The sequence below is a fragment of the Pantoea sp. NPDC088449 genome (genome assembly GCF_044753225.1).
GTDB classification, from domain to species: domain Bacteria; phylum Pseudomonadota; class Gammaproteobacteria; order Enterobacterales; family Enterobacteriaceae; genus Pantoea; species Pantoea floridensis.
Window position 1 is genome coordinate 1997522 of record NZ_JBIVMT010000001.1, and the last position, 16813, is coordinate 2014334.

Genomic DNA, 16813 nt, shown 5'->3' on the forward strand with positions numbered 1-16813 from the left:
TTCATGGCGACCAGGAATTACTTCAACGACCCCTTCAAGAACTGCTGCAAGCGCGGGCTTTTCGGGTTACCGAACAGCTCATCCGGCGTGCCCTGCTCTTCAATCTTACCCTGATGCAGAAAGATCACGTGATTAGAGACATGACGAGCAAACTCCATCTCGTGCGTCACCACCACCATGGTTTTGCCCTCTTCGGCCAGCTTCTGCATGATGCGCAGCACTTCGCCGACTAATTCTGGATCCAGCGCCGAGGTCGGTTCGTCAAACAGCAACACTTCTGGTTCCATTGCCAGGGCACGCGCAATGGACACACGCTGCTGCTGGCCGCCGGAGAGATGTACCGGATATTTGGCGCGCGCGCGCGCATCAATACCGACCTTATCCAGATATTTAACCGCACGCTCGCGCGCTTCTGCCTTGCTCAGTCCTAGCACCTGAATCGGCGCCTCGGTGACGTTGTCCAGCACCGTCATATGGCTCCACAGATTAAAATGCTGAAACACCATGGTCAGGCGCGTGCGCAACATGCGTAATTGTTCTTTATTGGCCACTTTCAGCTGACCATCGGTATCACGCACCAAATTGATCTGCTGATTGTTCACCGCAATCGTGCCTTCACTCGGTTTCTCGAGGAAGTTAATGCAGCGCAAGAAGGTACTTTTCCCGGAACCCGACGAGCCAATAATGCTGATCACATCGCCGGCATTAGCCTGCAGTGACACACCTTTGAGAACTTCATGTTCACCGTAACGTTTGTGCAGTTCGGTAACGCTTAATTTATTTTCAGCCATAGTGATACTCAATGCGATGAAGAGGGTTTTACGTGCGCGAGGAAGCGTTGCTCAGCTTTGCGGAACACGCTAATCAGCCCGTAAGAGATAATCAGATACAGCACCGCAGCGATGCCAAACGCGGTAAACGGCTGATAGGTCGCCGAGTTGATATCGCGCGCGATTTTTAACAGATCCGGCACCGTGGCCGTGAACGCCAGCGCAGTGGAGTGCAGCATCAGGATCACTTCATTACTGTAAGCCGGCAGCGCCGTGCGCAGAGCCGAGGGCAGAATAATGCAACGATAGAGTTTAAACGGCGAGAAGCCGTAAGCACGCGCCGCTTCGATTTCCCCATGCGGCACCGAGCGAATTGCACCGGCAAAGATTTCGGTGGTATAGGCGCAGGTATTCAGCGTGAACGCCAGCAGCGTACAGTTCAGTCCACTGCGGAAGAAGGCGTTTAGCAACTCGTTGCCTTTCACCACTTCCAGCGTGTACATCCCAGAGTAAAACACCAGTAGCTGCACATACAGCGGTGTGCCGCGGAACACATACGTGAACAACCATACAGGTGTGGAGATAAAGCGGTTGGAGGAGACGCGCGCAATCGCCAGCAATACCGCAAGAGAACCGCCGATCACAACCGAAAGAATCAATAACCACAGCGTAATTGCAATGCCGGTAAAACGATAACCATCGGTCCAGAGCAGCTGCTTCCAATACTCCTGAATAATCTCAATCATAGCTCGGCCCTTTTCACACCCACCGTGTAGCGGCGCTCAAGCCACCACAGCACGCCGTTCGACAGCGTGGTAAACACCAGATAAATCACCCCCGCCACAATCGCGAAGTAGAACGGTTGCCAGGTACTTTTGCCTGCCAGCTGCGTGGCTTTCACCACATCTTCCAGGCCCAGCAGCGAGACCAGCGCGGTCGCTTTCAGAATGACCTGCCAGTTATTGCCGATGCCCGGCAGCGCAAAACGCATCATTGCCGGGAACAAAATACGACGGAAGGTTTGCGAGCCGGTAAAGCCGAAGGCGGTGGCTGCTTCGATCTGCCCTTTCGGCACTGCCAGAAACGCACCGCGAAAGGTTTCGGTGAAATAAGCGCCGTAGATAAAACCAAGCGTGATAATACCGGCGACCATCGGGTCGATATCAAACTGGGCCAGCCCCAGCGCATCGGTCAGTGTATTAAGTGCGATCTGCAATCCGTAGAAAATCAGCAGCATCAACACCAGGTCGGGCACACCACGAATTAAGGTGGTATAGCCTTCAAACAGCATCGCCAGCGGGCGATTGCGGGAAAGTTTAGCACCAGCGCCAATCAGGCCGAGCACCACCGCCAGCAGCACCGAGCTGAGTGCCAGCTCTAGCGTCACAAGGGTGCCCTTAAGGATTACATCGGAATAGCCATACAACATGGTTCAATCCTGTCGTGAGGAAAATGTAAAATTACCGCCTAATGCAAAGACGGCACTGACCAAGACATTCGAGTCGCAGGAAGGCGGCAAGTGTATGAATTCCCGGGAGCTTACACAAGTAAGTGACCGGGATGAATACACGTTGCCAACGCTCCTGCGGCTTGAAGGGCGACGGTCAGGAGACAGGATAATTAATCGCCGTAGACATTAAAGTCGAAGTACTTTTTAGCAATCTTGTCGTAGGTACCGTCTTTACGCATCTCGCCAAAGGCTTTATCGATCGCCGCCTTCAGGTCTGCATCATCTTTACGCAAACCCATACCGGTGCCGACGCCAAAGATTTTATCGTCTTTGACCGCTGGGCCGGCAAAGGCATATTTCGCACCGACCGGCTGCTTAAGGAAGCCTTCACTCGCCTGTACTTCATCCTGGAACGCAGCATCGATACGACCGGCATTCAGATCCTGGTAGACCAGATCCTGGTTAGCGTATGGCGTAACGGTGACGCCTTTCGGCTGCCAGTACTGTTTTGCATAGGTTTCCTGCGTGGTGCCCTGCAGCAGACCGATGTTTTTGCCTTTCAGCGATTCAATGGTTGGCTGCAGCGTTGAACCTTTTGGCGCCACTAAACGCGCATTAGCCGCATACAATTTCTCTGAGAAGGCAATCTCTTCCTGACGCTTCTCGGTGATAGAGAGAGAAGAGATGATGGCGTCAATTTTCTTCGCCTTCAGCGACGGGATCAGCGCATCGAAATCACTTTCCACATAAGTACATTTAGTCTTGATACGTTTACAAATTTCGTTGGCCAGATCGATATCAAAGCCAACCAGCTGGCCCTGCGCGTTCTTGGATTCGAATGGCGGATAAGTCGGGTCAGTTCCGATGCGCAGCGTCTGTGGTACAGCAGCGAAGACACTCGCGCTACTTGCCATTGCCAGCATCAGAGAAAGAGCCAAAACTCGCTTTTTCATAGGTAACCCTCAAGTGAAGTGCTTATTGTTATGTGGTGCGTGATGTGTTGGTTTGCGCTCTAAGATGTGCACGTTTCATGCCAGTTCTGCTAATCGGCTAAAGCGTAAACAGGCGCGCTAAATACTCCGCCGGTAAGCGGCGCAAGCACTTAGTTTGTGAGGGAAATATAACAGCGGTGTAAGGAAGAAAAAGCGACATTGTTAACTTTTGGTGCACAAGATGCACGAAGAGTGATCGCGCACGCGAAATTGCACACAGTCAGTGCATTAATGCACCATTATGCACCGCTCCAGCGGGTGAAAAGATCTTCCGGTAGCTCAATATCAAACTGATCCAGCACGCGATTGACGGTTTGATCGACTAACTCACTAATCGATTGTGGCCGATGATAGAACGCCGGTACGGGCGGCATAATAAGCGCACCGAGTTCAGCTGCCGTGGTCATCATGCGCAGATGCCCCAGATGCAGCGGCGTTTCGCGCACGCACAGCACCAGCTTACGCTGCTCTTTCAGCACCACATCTGCCGCGCGCGTCAGCAGGCTATCGCTGTAGCTATGCACAATACCGGAGAGCGTTTTCATTGAGCACGGCGCAATCGCCATGCCGAGGGTTTTATAGGAGCCGGAGGAGATGCTGGCGGCAATATCGCGCACGTCATGCACCACATCGGCCATCGCTTGCACCTCGCGCAGGGTGAAATCGGTTTCCAGCGCCAGCGTTTGACGCGCTGCGGGGCTGATCACTAAATGGGTTTCCACTTCCGCCAGCGGTTGCAGCACCTGCAACATGCGCACGCCGTAGATTGCGCCGCTGGCGCCGGAAATACCAATGATCAGTCGTTTCATAATTCAGCCTTGCCCGTTCAGATTGCGGCAATAATAGCGGCTACCTGAGCAAAAATACAAAAACAAACAGGGCGGGATTGCGCCCGCCCTGCCGTTACTCTGCCACAACGTGAAGCTTAGCCTTCGTTGTGCAGCTCTAAACCTTCTACTTCTGTCTGACGCGCAATGGCTTTGGAATCGTCGTTACGCAGCGACTGCAGATACTCAAGGTACTGCTGATCGACATCTTTGGTGACGTAAATGCCGTTAAATACCGAGCACTCGAACTGGGCGATATCAGGGTTTTCTTCACGCACCGCTTCGATCAGATCGTTCAGATCCTGGAAAATCAACGCATCGGCTTTAATCAGCTGACGAATCTCTTCCACTTCGCGGCCGTGAGCGATGAGCTCGGTTGCGCTTGGCATATCGATTCCGTAGACGTTCGGGAAACGAATTTCCGGTGCCGCAGAAGCGAGGTAAACGCGTTTCGCACCCGCTTCGCGTGCCATCTCGATAATCTGCTCTGAGGTGGTACCGCGTACGATGGAATCATCCACCAGCAACACGTTTTTATCGCGGAACTCGGCACGGTTAGCGTTGAGCTTACGGCGCACCGCGCTGCGGCGCAGCTGCTGGCCCGGCATAATAAAGGTACGGCCAACATAGCGGTTTTTCACGAATCCCTGGCGATAAGGCTTGTCGAGGATGCGCGCGATTTCCAGCGCGATATCGGTGGAGGTTTCGGGAATGGGAATCACCACATCGATGTCCAGATCTTCCCACTCGCGGGCAATTTTCTCACCCAGCTTGGTGCCCATGCGCACGCGCGCACTGTACACCGAGATTTTATCGAGGAATGAATCCGGACGCGCAAAGTAAACGTACTCGAACAGGCAAGGATTGGTTTTCGGGTTTTCCGCACACTGGCGGGTAGACAGCTGGCCCTGCTCGGTGATGTACACCGCTTCACCCGGCGCAACGTCACGAATGAACTCGAAGCCCAGCGTGTCGAGCGCGACGCTTTCTGACGCCACCATATATTCGGTGCGGCCATCAGCGATGACGCGCTTGCCCAGCACCAGCGGACGAATACCGTTAGGATCGCGGAAGGCGACCATACCGTGCCCGATAATCATAGAAACGACCGCGTAAGCGCCGCGCACCTGCTGATGCACTGCCGCCACCGCAGCAAAAATGTTGTCGGCTTCCAGCGGGTAATGCTGAAAACGGTCCAGCTCCTGCGCGAAAATGTTCAGCAGGATTTCGGAATCTGAGGTGGTATTAACGTGACGGCGGCCCGTTTCGAACAGCTGTTTGCGCAGTTCATGCGCGTTGGTCAGGTTACCGTTGTGCGCCAACGTGATGCCATACGGGGAGTTCACGTAGAAGGGTTGCGCTTCAGAGGCGCTCGAGCTGCCTGCCGTAGGGTAGCGTACATGGCCAATCCCGATGTTGCCCTGCAGACGCTGCATGTGGCGCGCTTCGAACACATCGCTTACCAGACCGTTGGCTTTACGCAAACGGAAGCAGTTAATAGCATCGATGGTACAAATGCCGGCGGCATCCTGCCCGCGGTGCTGAAGCACCGTTAACGCGTCATAGATTGACTGGTTTACTGGCATAAAACCGGTGATACCAACAATACCGCACATATTGTCATTTCCTCATTAGCCGCACTCCCGATGGTGTCACCGGGGTAAAAAACTCGACGTGCTTTTCAGGTAATCAAAAAACCACCTGATGATGTAACTGAACTGGGGAATAAGCTGCGACTGTTGCCAGTCCGGGCTTTTGGAAAAGCCGGTGAATGTATCAAGGAAGAAAAGCATAGCAGACACTATCAGCACGCCACGCAACGCCCCGAAACAGACCCCCAACACCCTGTCGGTTCCCGACAAGCCAGTTTTCTCAACCAGCGAGCCGATCACATAGTTCACGATGGCCCCCACAATCAGGGTGGCCACGAATAACACCGCGATGGCGATGCCGTTGCGAACCAGTTCGTCGTCAAAACCTGTAAACCAGACTGCAAGGTAGGCGTAATAATGACTGGCGACAAAAAACGCGCATCCCCAGGTAACGAGAGATAAGGCTTCACGGACAAACCCACGAATCAGGCTGACCAGAGCCGAAAAACCAACTACCGCAATAATGACGTAATCAATCCAGATCATGAACTCTTCCAGCCCAGTGCTATCGCACCCCCTGCATCCAGTTCGGGGCGCATTCTAACAGAAAAAGAAAACGTTTGCGTAGGGTTTTCCGGTTCTGTATCCGTAAAAAGGGCGATGAAAAAAACTTTCCTCGCCCCGTGTATTATCAGCAATTTAATATGCTGATATTTAATGATTTTATTGCCGCGCTTCGCTACAAAAATTTTGTAAAGCCGCGCCTTTTTCTACTATCGGCGCGGCTTATCAGCGCCCTATCGCGCGCTATAAGGTTTCACCACCCCACCCAGACCTGAGATGCTTTGCAGCTCGCTAAGTGAACCTTGCAGCTTCGCTTTGTTAGCATCCGGACCGACATAAATGCGGGTAATTTGCCCCTGCACCGGCGATGACGGAACGGTAAAGGCGCGATAGCCGGAGAGACGCAGCTGCGCCACAATCTCGCTCACTTTCGCGGCGTTCTTTAACGCACCCAGCTGTACCACATACGCCTGCCCCGTCGGCGCAGCTGGCTCACTCTGCTTCGGCGTTTCTGCCGGTTTTGGCTGCTCGACCGGTTTTGGCTGCTCTACCGGCTTCGGCTTCGGTTGCTCAACCGGTTTTGGCTTCGGCTGTTCTACCGGCTTTGGTTTCGGCTGCTCGACCGGTTTTGGCTTCAGCTGTTCTACCGGCTTCGGTTGCACCTGCTGATGTACCGGTGGCGGCGTCACTACGCTTGGCTCGGTATTCTGCGTCGGCTGCGCGCTGCCGCTGGTGGCAGTTTTGCCGCTCGCCGGGTTCTGCACCGCGCCTGCACCTTCCGGTGGCTGTGCCGGTAAAGGCTGTGTCACCGGTGGAACCATTTCACTGTCCTGCTGGTCGTCAGGCTTCGGCACCAGCGGAATAGCGGCGAACTCTTCTTTGTAATGCTTTTTCTTACCGTCTAGCAGGCCAGGCAAGACGATGACACCAATCGCCACCAAAATGACCGTACCGACTAAGCGATTTTGAAACTTACTTGCCACTGCCGTTCTCCGCTGCCATCGATTCCATAACCTGCGCTACGGTGTGGAAAGACCCACACACCAGAATCACATCTTCAGGACGCGCCTGCTGACGCGCCGCTTGCCAGGCTGCCTCAACGTTGCTGTAAGACGTTCCATTTTTCAGATGAGCCATGAGCTCATCAGCGGTTGCACCACGCGGACCGTCAAGCGGCGCGCAGTACCAGCAATCAACCTGTGGCGCCAGCGCGGCCAGCGTACCGGCGATATCTTTGTCATGCAGCATACCGACCACCGCATGCACCTTGCCACGCAATGGCTCAGCGGCCAGACGTGAAGCCAGATAATAAGCGGCATGAGGATTGTGCGCCACATCGAGAATCACGCGCGGCGATTCGCTCACGGTCTGAAAACGACCGGGTAAAATAGCGCGTGGCAGATGCTGACGAATAATCGCTTCACTGACGTTCAGGCCCGATGCACGCAGCGCGGTAAGCGCAGTCGCCGCATTCGGTAATGGCACCTGTGGCAACGGCAAATCGCGCAGTTCACCGTGCGCATCCTGCAACATCCAACTCTCGCCGGTCTGCTGCCACTGCCAGTCGCGATTGCGCTGCAACAGCACTGCCCCCTTCTCCGTCGCCACCTCCGCGATGGTGCCCGGCATATCGTCTTCCCCGACGATCGCCGGTTTGCCTGCACGGAACACGCCGGCTTTTTCGCGGCCGATGCTTTCGCGATCCGGACCCAGCCAATCGGTGTGATCCAGCGCAATGCTGGTGATCATTGCGACATCAGCATCGACAATGTTGGTGGCATCAAGGCGTCCGCCAAGGCCAACTTCGAGAATCACCACATCGAGATTGGCATCGCGGAACAGATTGAATGCCGACAGGGTGCCGAACTCGAAATAGGTGAGAGAAATGTCACCGCGCCCGGCTTCAATTGCGGCAAAACTGGCGCTGTGCAGCGCTTCATCCAGTTCCACACCCTGCACACGTACGCGTTCGGTATAACGCACCAGATGCGGCGAGCTGTAAACGCCCACGCGATAACCGGCGGCCAACAACAGCGTTTCCAGGGTGCGGCAGGTGGTGCCTTTACCGTTAGTACCGGCGACGGTGAAGACAAAAGGAGCGGGTTTGAGTAGATCGAGGCGTTCAGCAACGCGTTGAATACGATCCAAACCGAGTTCAATGGCCTGCGAGTGCAGATGCTCAAGATAATGAAGCCACGTGGCCAAAGGCGACGTGGCTTGAGGAAGAGAATTATCCATGTGTCCCGTTCTTAATTAATACACATCATCCTTCAAGCTGCAGCGGCGTTGGCTGCGTTCATCCACCCCGGTCACTTACTGATGTAAGCTCCCGGGGATGTATTCACTTGCCGCCTTGCTGCAGCTCGAATGATTTCGTGTAGACGGTGCATTGGAGGAAAGGAAGATTCCTTTCCGTTGCCTGTCAGGCTTCGTTGCTCTCCGGCTCAGCCACATCAGGCTGATTACCATCCTGCAGCGGTGCTGGCAGGTTCATCATTTTCGCCAGCAGGCTTGCCAGCTTAAAGCGCATTTCCGGACGACGGATGATCATGTCGATCGCGCCTTTCTCAATCAGGAACTCACTGCGCTGGAAGCCCGGCGGCAGCTTTTCGCGCACGGTCTGCTCGATAACGCGTGGACCGGCAAAGCCAATCAGCGCTTTCGGTTCCGCTACGTTGAGATCGCCCAACATCGCGAAGCTGGCGGAAACGCCGCCCATGGTTGGGTCGGTCAGCACGGAGATGTACGGCAAGCCGCGCTCCTGCATTTTCGCCAGTGCAGCACTGGTTTTTGCCATCTGCATCAGCGATTGCAGCGCTTCCTGCATACGCGCACCGCCGGAAGCGGAGAAGCAAATCAGTGGGCAATTGTCTTCCAGCGCCTGCTCAACGCCACGCACAAAGCGCGCGCCAACCACGGAACCCATTGAGCCGCCCATAAAGGAGAACTCAAAAGCCACCGCCACAACGGGCATACCGTGCAGCGTACCTTTCATCGCCACCAGCGCATCTTTCTCGCCCGTGTCTTTCTGTGCAGCAACCAAACGGTCTTTGTATTTCTTTGAGTCGCGGAACTTCAACAGATCCTTCGGTTCCAGCTCGCTACCCAGCTCAACCAGCGAACCTTCATCCAGCATGCTATGCAAGCGCTCACGGGCATGCATGCGCATGTGATGGTCGCACTTCGGGCAGACCTCGAGGTTACGCTCCAGCTCGGCGCGGTACAGCACCTGCCCACAGCTATCGCACTTGGTCCACACCCCTTCCGGGATGCTGGCTTTGCGCGATGGGGTGGCAGTGCTTTTATTCAGTATGCGTTCAATCCAGCTCATTGATGACCTTTCTGTTTAATGCTGACCTGGTCCAGTCTTCTCATTGCTGCTGAAATCACCTTCAGCAGGCCGTAAATGTCGCTCATTAAACCACAACCCGTTCACGCTGTGGATAAAAATCTGGTTACGCGCTTACTGTGACTTCTGCTGACGACGGTGACGCCATACTTCAATGACGCCAGGCAGTATGGAAACCACGATGATGCCGACGATCAGCAGCTTCAGGTTCTCTTGCACCACCGGCAAGTCACCAAACAGGTAGCCAGCGTAAGAGAACAGCAGCACCCACAGCAGCGCACCCGTCACGTTAAAGAGCGCGAAGTGGCGATAAGACATATGTCCCATCCCCGCCACAAAGGGGGCAAAGGTTCGCACGATTGGTACAAAGCGCGCAAGTATAATGGTTTTGCCACCGTGGCGATCGTAAAACGCGTGGGTTTTATCCAGGTAGCTGCGACGGAAAATTTTCGAGTTCGGATTACTAAACAGCTTCTCGCCAAACAAACGACCAATTGTGTAGTTCACCGCATCACCAAGGATGGCAGCGATCACCAGCAGCGTCACCATCAGATGTACATTGAGATCGTTACCCGGCAGCGCCGCCAGCGCCCCCGCCACAAACAGCAGCGAATCGCCAGGCAGGAACGGCGTCACGACCAAACCAGTTTCACAGAACAGAATCAGGAACAGAATGGCGTAAATCCACACGCCGTACTGCGCCACCAGCTCGGCCAAATGCACATCAATATGCAGAATAAAATCGATCAAAAAGTGGATAAACTCCATATAACCACGACTCCCCTGACATCCAACAATTAAAGGTTAATCCGCGAGGAACAACGGTCCCAACGCAGGCTGAGGTAATGCAAAGTGGGATGGATAATCCACCGCCACCAGATAAAGCCCCTCGGCTTTGGCGGTCGCCGCCGCCAACTTGCGATCTTTGGCCGCCAGCAACGTTGCCATCCACTCTTCCGGCTGATTGCCCGTGCCAATTTCCATCAGGCTGCCAACAATATTGCGAACCATATGGTGCACGAACGCATTGGCTTTGATGTCGACCACCACGTACGGTCCATGACGCGAAACGTTGAGATGCATCACGTTGCGCCACGGCGTGCGTGACTGACACTGCACGGCGCGGAACGAGGTAAAATCATTCTCGCCCAGCAGCGCCTGGCCGGCACGCTGCATCTTCTCCGCATCCAATGGATGGTAATAATGGGTAATACCCTTACCAAGAATCGCTGGACGTAGCCGATGGTTATAAATCACGTAGCGATAACGCCGCGCAGTGGCGCTAAAGCGCGCATGGAACTCATCCGGCACCGCTTTCACCCAACGCACCGCGATGTCATCGGGCAGATTAGCGTTAACACCCAGCGTCCAGGCCGCATCGGCACGCGACGAGGTGGTTTCGAAATGCACCACCTGCCCGGTACCGTGCACGCCCGCATCGGTGCGGCCAGCGCAGAACACCACCACTGGATGATCCGCCACTTTCGACAGCGCTTTCTCCAGTTTTTCCTGCACGCTGCGCACTTCATTCTGCCGCTGCCAGCCGTAATAACGGCTGCCGTCATACTCAATACCCAACGCCAGCTTAAGCGTCTTACCTTCAGACAACATTAATAGAAATACTCCTGCACCAGCTTCTCGGCGGTTTTCACTGCCATCAATGCACCACCGAAGCGGATGTTATCGGCGACTGACCAGAACTGCAGCAGCTCCGGAATGCCGTAATCATTGCGCACGCAGCCAATGCTCAGCACGTCGCTGCCAGACGCATCGCCCACTTGCGTTGGGTAATCGCTCTCTTCACTCAGGTTGATATCACCGGAGCGGCCGAGTTCATCGCGCGCTTCTTCTGCCGACAACGGACGCAGATTCTCCACATGCACAATCTGCGCATTGCCATAGAACACCGGTGCCTGCACGCTGCTGACCGCAATCGATAAACCTTCGTCCTGCAGCACTTTACGCACCTGCTCAACCACGCGACGCTCACTCTCCACGCTGCCGTTGTTGTCAGCCAGCAGCGGCAGAATGTTGAACGCCAGCTGGCGACCAAAATAGTGCTGCTCGGCAGGCACGCCGTTCAGCAAGCGCGCACTTTCACCGGCCAGACCATCAACTGCGGCTTTACCGTGGCTGGAGGCGGCGATCAGGTTGGTCACCTGCAGGCGGCTCAGACCTGCCAGATCCACCAGCGGTTTAATGGCGCACAGCAGCTGGCTCACCAGGCTATCAGCCACGGTAATAATATTGCGGTTGCGATAATCCGCCAGTACCTGTGGGTTCACATCCGGCACTACCAGCGGCACATCCGGTTCAAGCGCGAACAGGTCGCTGCTATCAATCACCAGACACCCCTGGCTCGCCGCTTCTTCGGCATAGCGCGCCGAGGCTTCACGTCCGGCGGTGAAAAATGCCAGCTGCACCTGCGTCCAGTCAAACTCAGCCGCGTCCTGCACCAGCACGGTACGCCCCTCAAAACGTTTGTTCTCGCCGGCGCCATTTTCACTGGCCAGCAAATACAATTCACCAACCGGGAACTGGCGTTCAGCCAGCAGTTCCAGTACAGCGTTCCCTACTGCGCCTGTTGCGCCTAAAAGCGCGATATTCCAGCCGTCAGACATGTTGGTTTACTCCAGAGATTGACACAAAAACAGAAGGCGGTGAAAACACCGCCCGTGATTTAGGAATTATCCCCCGCAAAATTGCAGGTGATTGAATTAACTTTACAAACTGGCACGGAAGCCGAGTTGATTGAGCATCGCCGCCGTCTCGGCATTGTCGCAATTTACCTGGAGCGATGACCATTCGCGACGCTCTTCGTACTGCTTACGCAGGCGATCAAACTCGCCTGGCTTTGCTGCCACTTTGCGCAGTGGCGCGTCGTCGCGGCGCACATCATACACCAGATGTACCAGGCGTTTTAGCGTTGGCTGATCGAGCGGGCCGCGCAGCGTGATCGCACCAAATTCCGGTGCAGGCAGCAGACTGTCTAACGAGACCTGCTGCGGCTGACCGATAAAATCGCACCAGGCTTCAAACACCTGCGTAGTGCCGCGCGCTTTACCTTCCAGCGTGTAACCGGCGATGTGTGCAGTGGCGATATCCACTTTATCCAACAGGTCGAGCGATAAGTCCGGCTCCGGCTCCCACACATCCAGCACCACGCTGAGATCGTGGCGCATCTTGAGGATTTCCAGCAGCGCGGCGTTATCCACCACCGGACCGCGACAGGCATTGATCAGAATCGTGTTGGGCTTGAGCGCCAGCAGCAGCGCCGCATCGGCCAGATGCCAGCTTTTATATGGCCCTTCTTTAAACAGCGGCGTATGGAAGGTGAGGATATCGGCCTGCGCCACCAGCTCATCCAGTGAATGGAAGCTTTCCTTATCGCCACGATCGGCGCGCGGCGGATCGCATAACAGCGTTTTCACTCCCCAGGCTTCCAGACGTTTCTGCAAGCGCCCGCCAACATTGCCCACGCCAACGATGCCCACCGTACGATCGCGCAGTTCGAAGCCATCGCGTTCCGCCAATAGCAGCAGCGCAGAGAAGACATACTCCACCACCGCAATCGCGTTACAGCCCGGCGCGGCAGAGAAACCAATGCCTGCCACCGCCAGCGACGCATCATCAATATGGTCAGTTCCCGCGGTGGCGGTGCCGACAAACTTCACCGGCGTGCCGGCCAGCAGCGCTGCATTCACTTTCGTGACCGAACGCACCATGAGCCCGCTGGCATCCTGCAGCTCAGCTTCCGGCAGCGGACGTCCCGGCACCGCTACCACGTCACCGGTGCGGCTGAACAGTTCACGGGCATAAGGCATATTTTCATCGACGAGAATTTTCACTGCGGCGGTCCTGTCTGGTTGAGATCAACGGGGAATATTTTGGCATAAAGCCAGGGATTAACCTAACCGGCTGCGATAGCGATCCGGCGTCGTTCCGGCCTGTTGCTGGAACATCACAATCAGCGCTGAGGCTGAGCTGTAGCCCAGCTCATGAGCGATGCCCTGCACGCTGCAGCCCTGCTCAAGCAGCGCGATGGCGCGTAAAAAGCGTAAACGCTGACGCCATTCGCTGAACGACATATTCAGCTGCTGCTGACAGCGTCGCGCTAGCGTACGCTCGGTGGTAAACACGCGCTTTGCCCATTGTGCCAGCGTGGTGTTATCACCGGGATGGGCTTCAAGCGCGCGCAGAATCGGTGCGAGGAATTTGTCATCGGACATCGGCAAATAGCTGTTGTGCACTGGCGCAATGTGCAGGCGATCCATCAGCACTTCACACAAACGCCAGTCGGCCTGCGTCTGCGGCTGCTCCAGCTCGCGGCGGGCGAAATCATTCATGATGGCGTGCACGAGGGTATCGACATGCAATAAACAGGCTTTATCCGGCATGCCACTGCAGAGATCGGCAGCGATGTTGAAGGTACGAAAACGCGCGTCGTTATGGTTATAGCTACTGTGCCGATGCCCTGCCGGGATCCAAATCGGTATATCGGCAGGCGTCAGCAGGCGTTCGCCTTCCACTTCTAACTCCAGCACGCGACAGGTGACAAATATGACCTGCCCCCAATCATGTGCGTGCATCAGATATTCGGTTTTCGCGTTAACGGCATCGTAGCGCATGAAGTAGCGCAGCAGAGGTGCATCAATCGGCGGCTGATATTCGACTTGAAGATTCATTCTGTCCGGTCACTAACAAATATTGTCCGATTTTAACTATCTAGTCTAAACCGGTCAAACGTAAACTATTCGCGATTATCTGAGGAGCTGTACTATGAATTTTTTGTTTCCGCTGATCGCGGTGCTGATTTGGTCGATCAACACTATCGTTAGCAAACTTTCGGCAGGAAGTATCGATCCTGCGGCGATCTCCTTCTATCGCTGGCTGCTGGCATTGGTGGTGTTGGCCCCGTTTTGCCTGCCGGGCGTCTGGCGTCATCGTCACACCATAAAAAGCAACGGCTGGAGACTGCTGATTCTCGGACTGCTTGGCATGGTGCTGTATCAGAGCCTCGCCTATTACGCGGCGCACAGCGTTTCGGCAGTGATGATGGGTATTCTCGGCGCCACCATTCCGCTGCTGACCATTCTGCTCAGCCTGATAGTACTGCGCCTTGCCCCCACGCGCGGCATTCTGATTGGCGGCGTGCTGTCCTTCGTGGGTTTAGTATGGCTGGTAAGTGAGGGCAATCCGGCGCAGTTGCTGAATCAACGTCTTGGTAACGGCGAGTTGATGATGCTGGCGGCATCAACCTCGTACGCGCTTTATGGCGTGTTGACTAAGCGCTGGGCGATTCCACTGCCCACCTGGCAAAGCCTCTACGTGCAGATTTTCTTTGGCGTACTGCTGCTGATTCCCGGCTTCGTGCATGCACCAGATGTATCGCTCAACGTGCATAATCTGCCGCTGGTGCTGTATGCCGGGCTATTTGCGTCAATTATCGCGCCTTTCCTGTGGATTTTAGGCGTTCAGCGCCTTGGTGCCAGTTCCACCAGTCTCTTCATGAATTTTGTACCGGTTTTTACTGCGGCTATCGCCGTCTTGTTCCTGCATGAGCAGCTGCACGCTTATCACTGGATTGGTGGCGGCATGACTTTGGTGGGCGTCATTCTGGCGCAACGTTTGAAAACTCCGTTACGCAAGCCGCGTAACGTTATCCTTCCCGATCCCGCCCCCTGATTTATTATCCGGAAAGACCGTAGCCCCCGTGGATTTCCCGGGGGCTTTTGCTATCATGTGGCCTCGTTTTTCCGGCGCACCCGGATCTGACCCGTTTTTCAAGGATTCCGCCATGCAACCTCTCAGCGGTCCCGGTGTGCCCGCGGGCGATCGTTCATCTTTAACGCCAGCCACTGGCCCAACCCGTCCTGGTGGCCCCGCCGGTGAACAACCGTTATCCCCTGCCCAGCGCACCACGCTGGAACGCCTGATTGTACGCATCATGTCACTCAGCACGCTAAAAGCCCCGGAACTGTGGGCAGGCGTGCGTCACGAAGTTGGCGTGAAAAATGAGAGTGAGCTGCAATCACGTCATTTCCCGGCGGCAGAACAGCATCTCAATGGCCGTCTGACCCAGGTACAAAACAGCCTTGCCACGCGCCAGCTGTTACAGCAGCTGCTGGAAAAATTGCCGCAGGGCAATAATCGCCAGGCAGTGAGCGACTTTATTCGTCAGCAGTTTAACCAAACGGTATTGAGCGGATTGTCGCAGGATCAGCTGCGCCAGGTGCTGACCATGCTGCAAAACGGCCAGATGGCAATTCCGCAACCGCAGCAAACGCGATCTTCCGATCGCAGCTTGTTGCCGGCAGAGCAGCAATCGCTGAATCAACAGGTTACACGTCTTGCCGCTACTACCGGGGAATCGCCGGTGAAGCTGCTGGCCGACACCTTGAAGCTGGTAAACCTGAAAAGTGGCGATCCGATTCCATCCCGCCACTTCCCGCTGCTAACGCAATATTTGCAGGTGCGGCAGACGCTGGGTCAGCACAGCGCGCCGACCTTGCAGATGCTGGAAACCTCGCTGAAGCAACCGCTGACGCAGGATGAGCAGCGATTGCTGGAGGATTACAGCCAGCAGCGTTTCCAGGCGATGCCCCATACCGTTCTAACGCCAGCGCAAACGCAGGATCTGCTAAATCTTTTATTTAGCCGTCGCGCCGAAAAGCTGCACGAACAGCCTCTGGCCGATAGCGAGATGCACCCGCAGCCGATTTGGTCGCCGTTTATTCAAATCCTGCCGCAGCCGCTGGCTCAACGTCCAATGCTCACGCTGATTGTCGGACTCTTGGTGTTCACCTTCCTGCTGTGGTTACTTATCTAGCAGCCACAGTGTGCAGCGGGCGAGGCAGATGGCCATTCGCCTGCTGTCGTTCCCCATGCCATTGGATGACCGTCGCGCTTCCAGAAATCCAGCCCACCAATCAGCTCTTTCACCTGAAACCCCAGCGACGCCAGCTTGAGTGCCGCTTTGGTTGAGCCGTTACAGCCAATGCCGTCGCAATAGGTGATGTAAACTTTGCTGCGATCGAGATGCGCGGTCGATGCCGCATTCATGGTGCGATGCGGGAACGAGATGGCGCTGCAAATATGCCCTGCCTGATAAACGTCCTCAGAACGTGCATCGACCACTACGATCGCGCTGATCCCCTGCGCCAGATCTTGCGCTAAATCCCACGCATCGGTGTAAAAGCTCAGTTTGTGCTGCAAATACGCCACGCTTTCGTTTGCGCTGGCCGGAGCAAATTTTAAGACCGCTGACAT

Annotated in this window: 18 protein-coding genes; 2 read left to right on the forward strand and 16 right to left on the reverse strand. The window is 55.4% G+C overall.

The window, feature by feature from the left end:
* Window positions 1–17: 17 nt before the first annotated feature.
* The 15 genes from hisP to ACIP6T_RS09480 all read right to left on the reverse strand — a co-directional run bounded on the left by hisP (window position 18) and on the right by ACIP6T_RS09480 (window position 14229).
* Complete coding sequence (gene hisP, locus ACIP6T_RS09410) at window positions 18–791, reverse strand: histidine ABC transporter ATP-binding protein HisP (protein ID WP_097096579.1); 774 nt, start codon at window positions 789–791, stop codon at window positions 18–20.
* 8 nt (window positions 792–799) lie between these two features.
* Window positions 800–1516, reverse strand: a complete 717-nt coding sequence (locus ACIP6T_RS09415) for an ABC transporter permease (protein ID WP_097096578.1) — start codon at window positions 1514–1516, stop codon at window positions 800–802.
* A complete protein-coding gene (locus ACIP6T_RS09420) occupies window positions 1513–2199 on the reverse strand; it encodes a histidine ABC transporter permease HisQ (protein WP_097096577.1) in 687 nt (228 codons plus the stop codon). Before ACIP6T_RS09420 ends, ACIP6T_RS09415 begins: the two co-directional genes overlap by 4 nt.
* A gap of 191 nt (window positions 2200–2390) precedes the next feature.
* Window positions 2391–3173, reverse strand: coding sequence for a lysine/arginine/ornithine ABC transporter substrate-binding protein ArgT (gene argT, locus ACIP6T_RS09425; protein WP_097096576.1), 783 nt, complete (start codon window positions 3171–3173; stop codon window positions 2391–2393).
* 278 nt (window positions 3174–3451) lie between these two features.
* Window positions 3452–4021, reverse strand: coding sequence for a UbiX family flavin prenyltransferase (locus ACIP6T_RS09430; RefSeq protein WP_345828892.1), 570 nt, complete (start codon window positions 4019–4021; stop codon window positions 3452–3454).
* Between the two features lie 116 nt (window positions 4022–4137).
* Window positions 4138–5655 (reverse strand): amidophosphoribosyltransferase, encoded by a 1518-nt coding sequence (gene purF / locus ACIP6T_RS09435; RefSeq protein ID WP_097096574.1) that lies wholly within the window; start codon window positions 5653–5655, stop codon window positions 4138–4140.
* Window positions 5656–5691: 36 nt separating this feature from the next.
* Window positions 5692–6177 carry a colicin V production protein gene (gene cvpA, locus ACIP6T_RS09440; RefSeq protein WP_064739347.1) on the reverse strand — a complete coding sequence of 162 codons (486 nt, stop codon included), beginning with the start codon at window positions 6175–6177 and terminating at the stop codon, window positions 5692–5694.
* A gap of 251 nt (window positions 6178–6428) precedes the next feature.
* Window positions 6429–7178 (reverse strand): cell division protein DedD, encoded by a 750-nt coding sequence (gene dedD / locus ACIP6T_RS09445; protein WP_400456565.1) that lies wholly within the window; start codon window positions 7176–7178, stop codon window positions 6429–6431.
* Window positions 7168–8433 (reverse strand): bifunctional tetrahydrofolate synthase/dihydrofolate synthase, encoded by a 1266-nt coding sequence (gene folC / locus ACIP6T_RS09450; protein WP_400456567.1) that lies wholly within the window; start codon window positions 8431–8433, stop codon window positions 7168–7170. The genes dedD and folC overlap by 11 nt, the downstream gene beginning before the upstream one ends.
* Window positions 8434–8617: 184 nt before the next feature.
* Complete coding sequence (gene accD, locus ACIP6T_RS09455) at window positions 8618–9526, reverse strand: acetyl-CoA carboxylase, carboxyltransferase subunit beta (RefSeq protein WP_097096571.1); 909 nt, start codon at window positions 9524–9526, stop codon at window positions 8618–8620.
* A gap of 132 nt (window positions 9527–9658) precedes the next feature.
* Window positions 9659–10312: a DedA family protein gene (locus tag ACIP6T_RS09460; RefSeq protein WP_097096570.1), complete on the reverse strand. Its 654-nt coding sequence runs from the start codon at window positions 10310–10312 to the stop codon at window positions 9659–9661.
* 36 nt (window positions 10313–10348) lie between these two features.
* On the reverse strand, window positions 10349–11155 hold the full coding sequence (gene truA, locus ACIP6T_RS09465) for a tRNA pseudouridine(38-40) synthase TruA (protein WP_097096569.1): 807 nt from the start codon (window positions 11153–11155) through the stop codon (window positions 10349–10351).
* On the reverse strand, window positions 11155–12165 hold the full coding sequence (locus ACIP6T_RS09470; protein ID WP_400456570.1) for an aspartate-semialdehyde dehydrogenase: 1011 nt from the start codon (window positions 12163–12165) through the stop codon (window positions 11155–11157). Before ACIP6T_RS09470 ends, truA begins: the two co-directional genes overlap by 1 nt.
* A 102-nt stretch (window positions 12166–12267) precedes the next feature.
* On the reverse strand, window positions 12268–13392 hold the full coding sequence (gene pdxB, locus ACIP6T_RS09475) for a 4-phosphoerythronate dehydrogenase PdxB (RefSeq protein ID WP_400456573.1): 1125 nt from the start codon (window positions 13390–13392) through the stop codon (window positions 12268–12270).
* A gap of 57 nt (window positions 13393–13449) precedes the next feature.
* Entirely contained in the window at window positions 13450–14229 is a 780-nt protein-coding gene (locus ACIP6T_RS09480) for a helix-turn-helix transcriptional regulator (protein WP_345828883.1), read from the reverse strand.
* 94 nt (window positions 14230–14323) lie between these two features.
* On the opposite strand from ACIP6T_RS09480, the gene ACIP6T_RS09485 reads away from it, so the two are divergent.
* Together ACIP6T_RS09485 and flk are read left to right on the forward strand one after the other, a co-directional pair.
* On the forward strand, window positions 14324–15229 hold the full coding sequence (locus ACIP6T_RS09485) for a DMT family transporter (RefSeq protein ID WP_400456575.1): 906 nt from the start codon (window positions 14324–14326) through the stop codon (window positions 15227–15229).
* A 112-nt stretch (window positions 15230–15341) separates the two neighbouring features.
* Window positions 15342–16373, forward strand: coding sequence for a flagella biosynthesis regulator Flk (gene flk, locus ACIP6T_RS09490; protein WP_400456576.1), 1032 nt, complete (start codon window positions 15342–15344; stop codon window positions 16371–16373).
* Here flk and ACIP6T_RS09495 read toward each other — a convergent pair.
* The gene (locus tag ACIP6T_RS09495) at window positions 16370–16813 is read right to left on the reverse strand and encodes a rhodanese-like domain-containing protein (RefSeq protein ID WP_400456578.1); all 444 of its coding nucleotides are present in this window, start codon (window positions 16811–16813) and stop codon (window positions 16370–16372) included. The two genes, flk and ACIP6T_RS09495, sit on opposite strands and share 4 nt — an antisense overlap.

Bases quoted from the DNA above. Each gene is read 5' to 3' on its own strand.
- folC (WP_400456567.1), bottom strand. From the start codon at position 8,433: ATGGATAATTCTCTTCCTCAAGCCACGTCGCCTTTGGCCACGTGGCTT.
- ACIP6T_RS09415 (WP_097096578.1), bottom strand. From the start codon at position 1,516: ATGATTGAGATTATTCAGGAGTATTGGAAGCAGCTGCTCTGGACCGAT.
- ACIP6T_RS09420 (WP_097096577.1), bottom strand. From the start codon at position 2,199: ATGTTGTATGGCTATTCCGATGTAATCCTTAAGGGCACCCTTGTGACG.
- hisP (WP_097096579.1), bottom strand. From the start codon at position 791: ATGGCTGAAAATAAATTAAGCGTTACCGAACTGCACAAACGTTACGGT.
- ACIP6T_RS09495 (WP_400456578.1), bottom strand. From the start codon at position 16,813: ATGTCAGCGGTCTTAAAATTTGCTCCGGCCAGCGCAAACGAAAGCGTG.
- ACIP6T_RS09460 (WP_097096570.1), bottom strand. From the start codon at position 10,312: ATGGAGTTTATCCACTTTTTGATCGATTTTATTCTGCATATTGATGTG.
- argT (WP_097096576.1), bottom strand. From the start codon at position 3,173: ATGAAAAAGCGAGTTTTGGCTCTTTCTCTGATGCTGGCAATGGCAAGT.
- ACIP6T_RS09485 (WP_400456575.1), top strand. From the start codon at position 14,324: ATGAATTTTTTGTTTCCGCTGATCGCGGTGCTGATTTGGTCGATCAAC.
- purF (WP_097096574.1), bottom strand. From the start codon at position 5,655: ATGTGCGGTATTGTTGGTATCACCGGTTTTATGCCAGTAAACCAGTCA.
- flk (WP_400456576.1), top strand. From the start codon at position 15,342: ATGCAACCTCTCAGCGGTCCCGGTGTGCCCGCGGGCGATCGTTCATCT.
- accD (WP_097096571.1), bottom strand. From the start codon at position 9,526: ATGAGCTGGATTGAACGCATACTGAATAAAAGCACTGCCACCCCATCG.
- ACIP6T_RS09470 (WP_400456570.1), bottom strand. From the start codon at position 12,165: ATGTCTGACGGCTGGAATATCGCGCTTTTAGGCGCAACAGGCGCAGTA.
- ACIP6T_RS09480 (WP_345828883.1), bottom strand. From the start codon at position 14,229: ATGAATCTTCAAGTCGAATATCAGCCGCCGATTGATGCACCTCTGCTG.
- cvpA (WP_064739347.1), bottom strand. From the start codon at position 6,177: ATGATCTGGATTGATTACGTCATTATTGCGGTAGTTGGTTTTTCGGCT.
- truA (WP_097096569.1), bottom strand. From the start codon at position 11,155: ATGTTGTCTGAAGGTAAGACGCTTAAGCTGGCGTTGGGTATTGAGTAT.
- ACIP6T_RS09430 (WP_345828892.1), bottom strand. From the start codon at position 4,021: ATGAAACGACTGATCATTGGTATTTCCGGCGCCAGCGGCGCAATCTAC.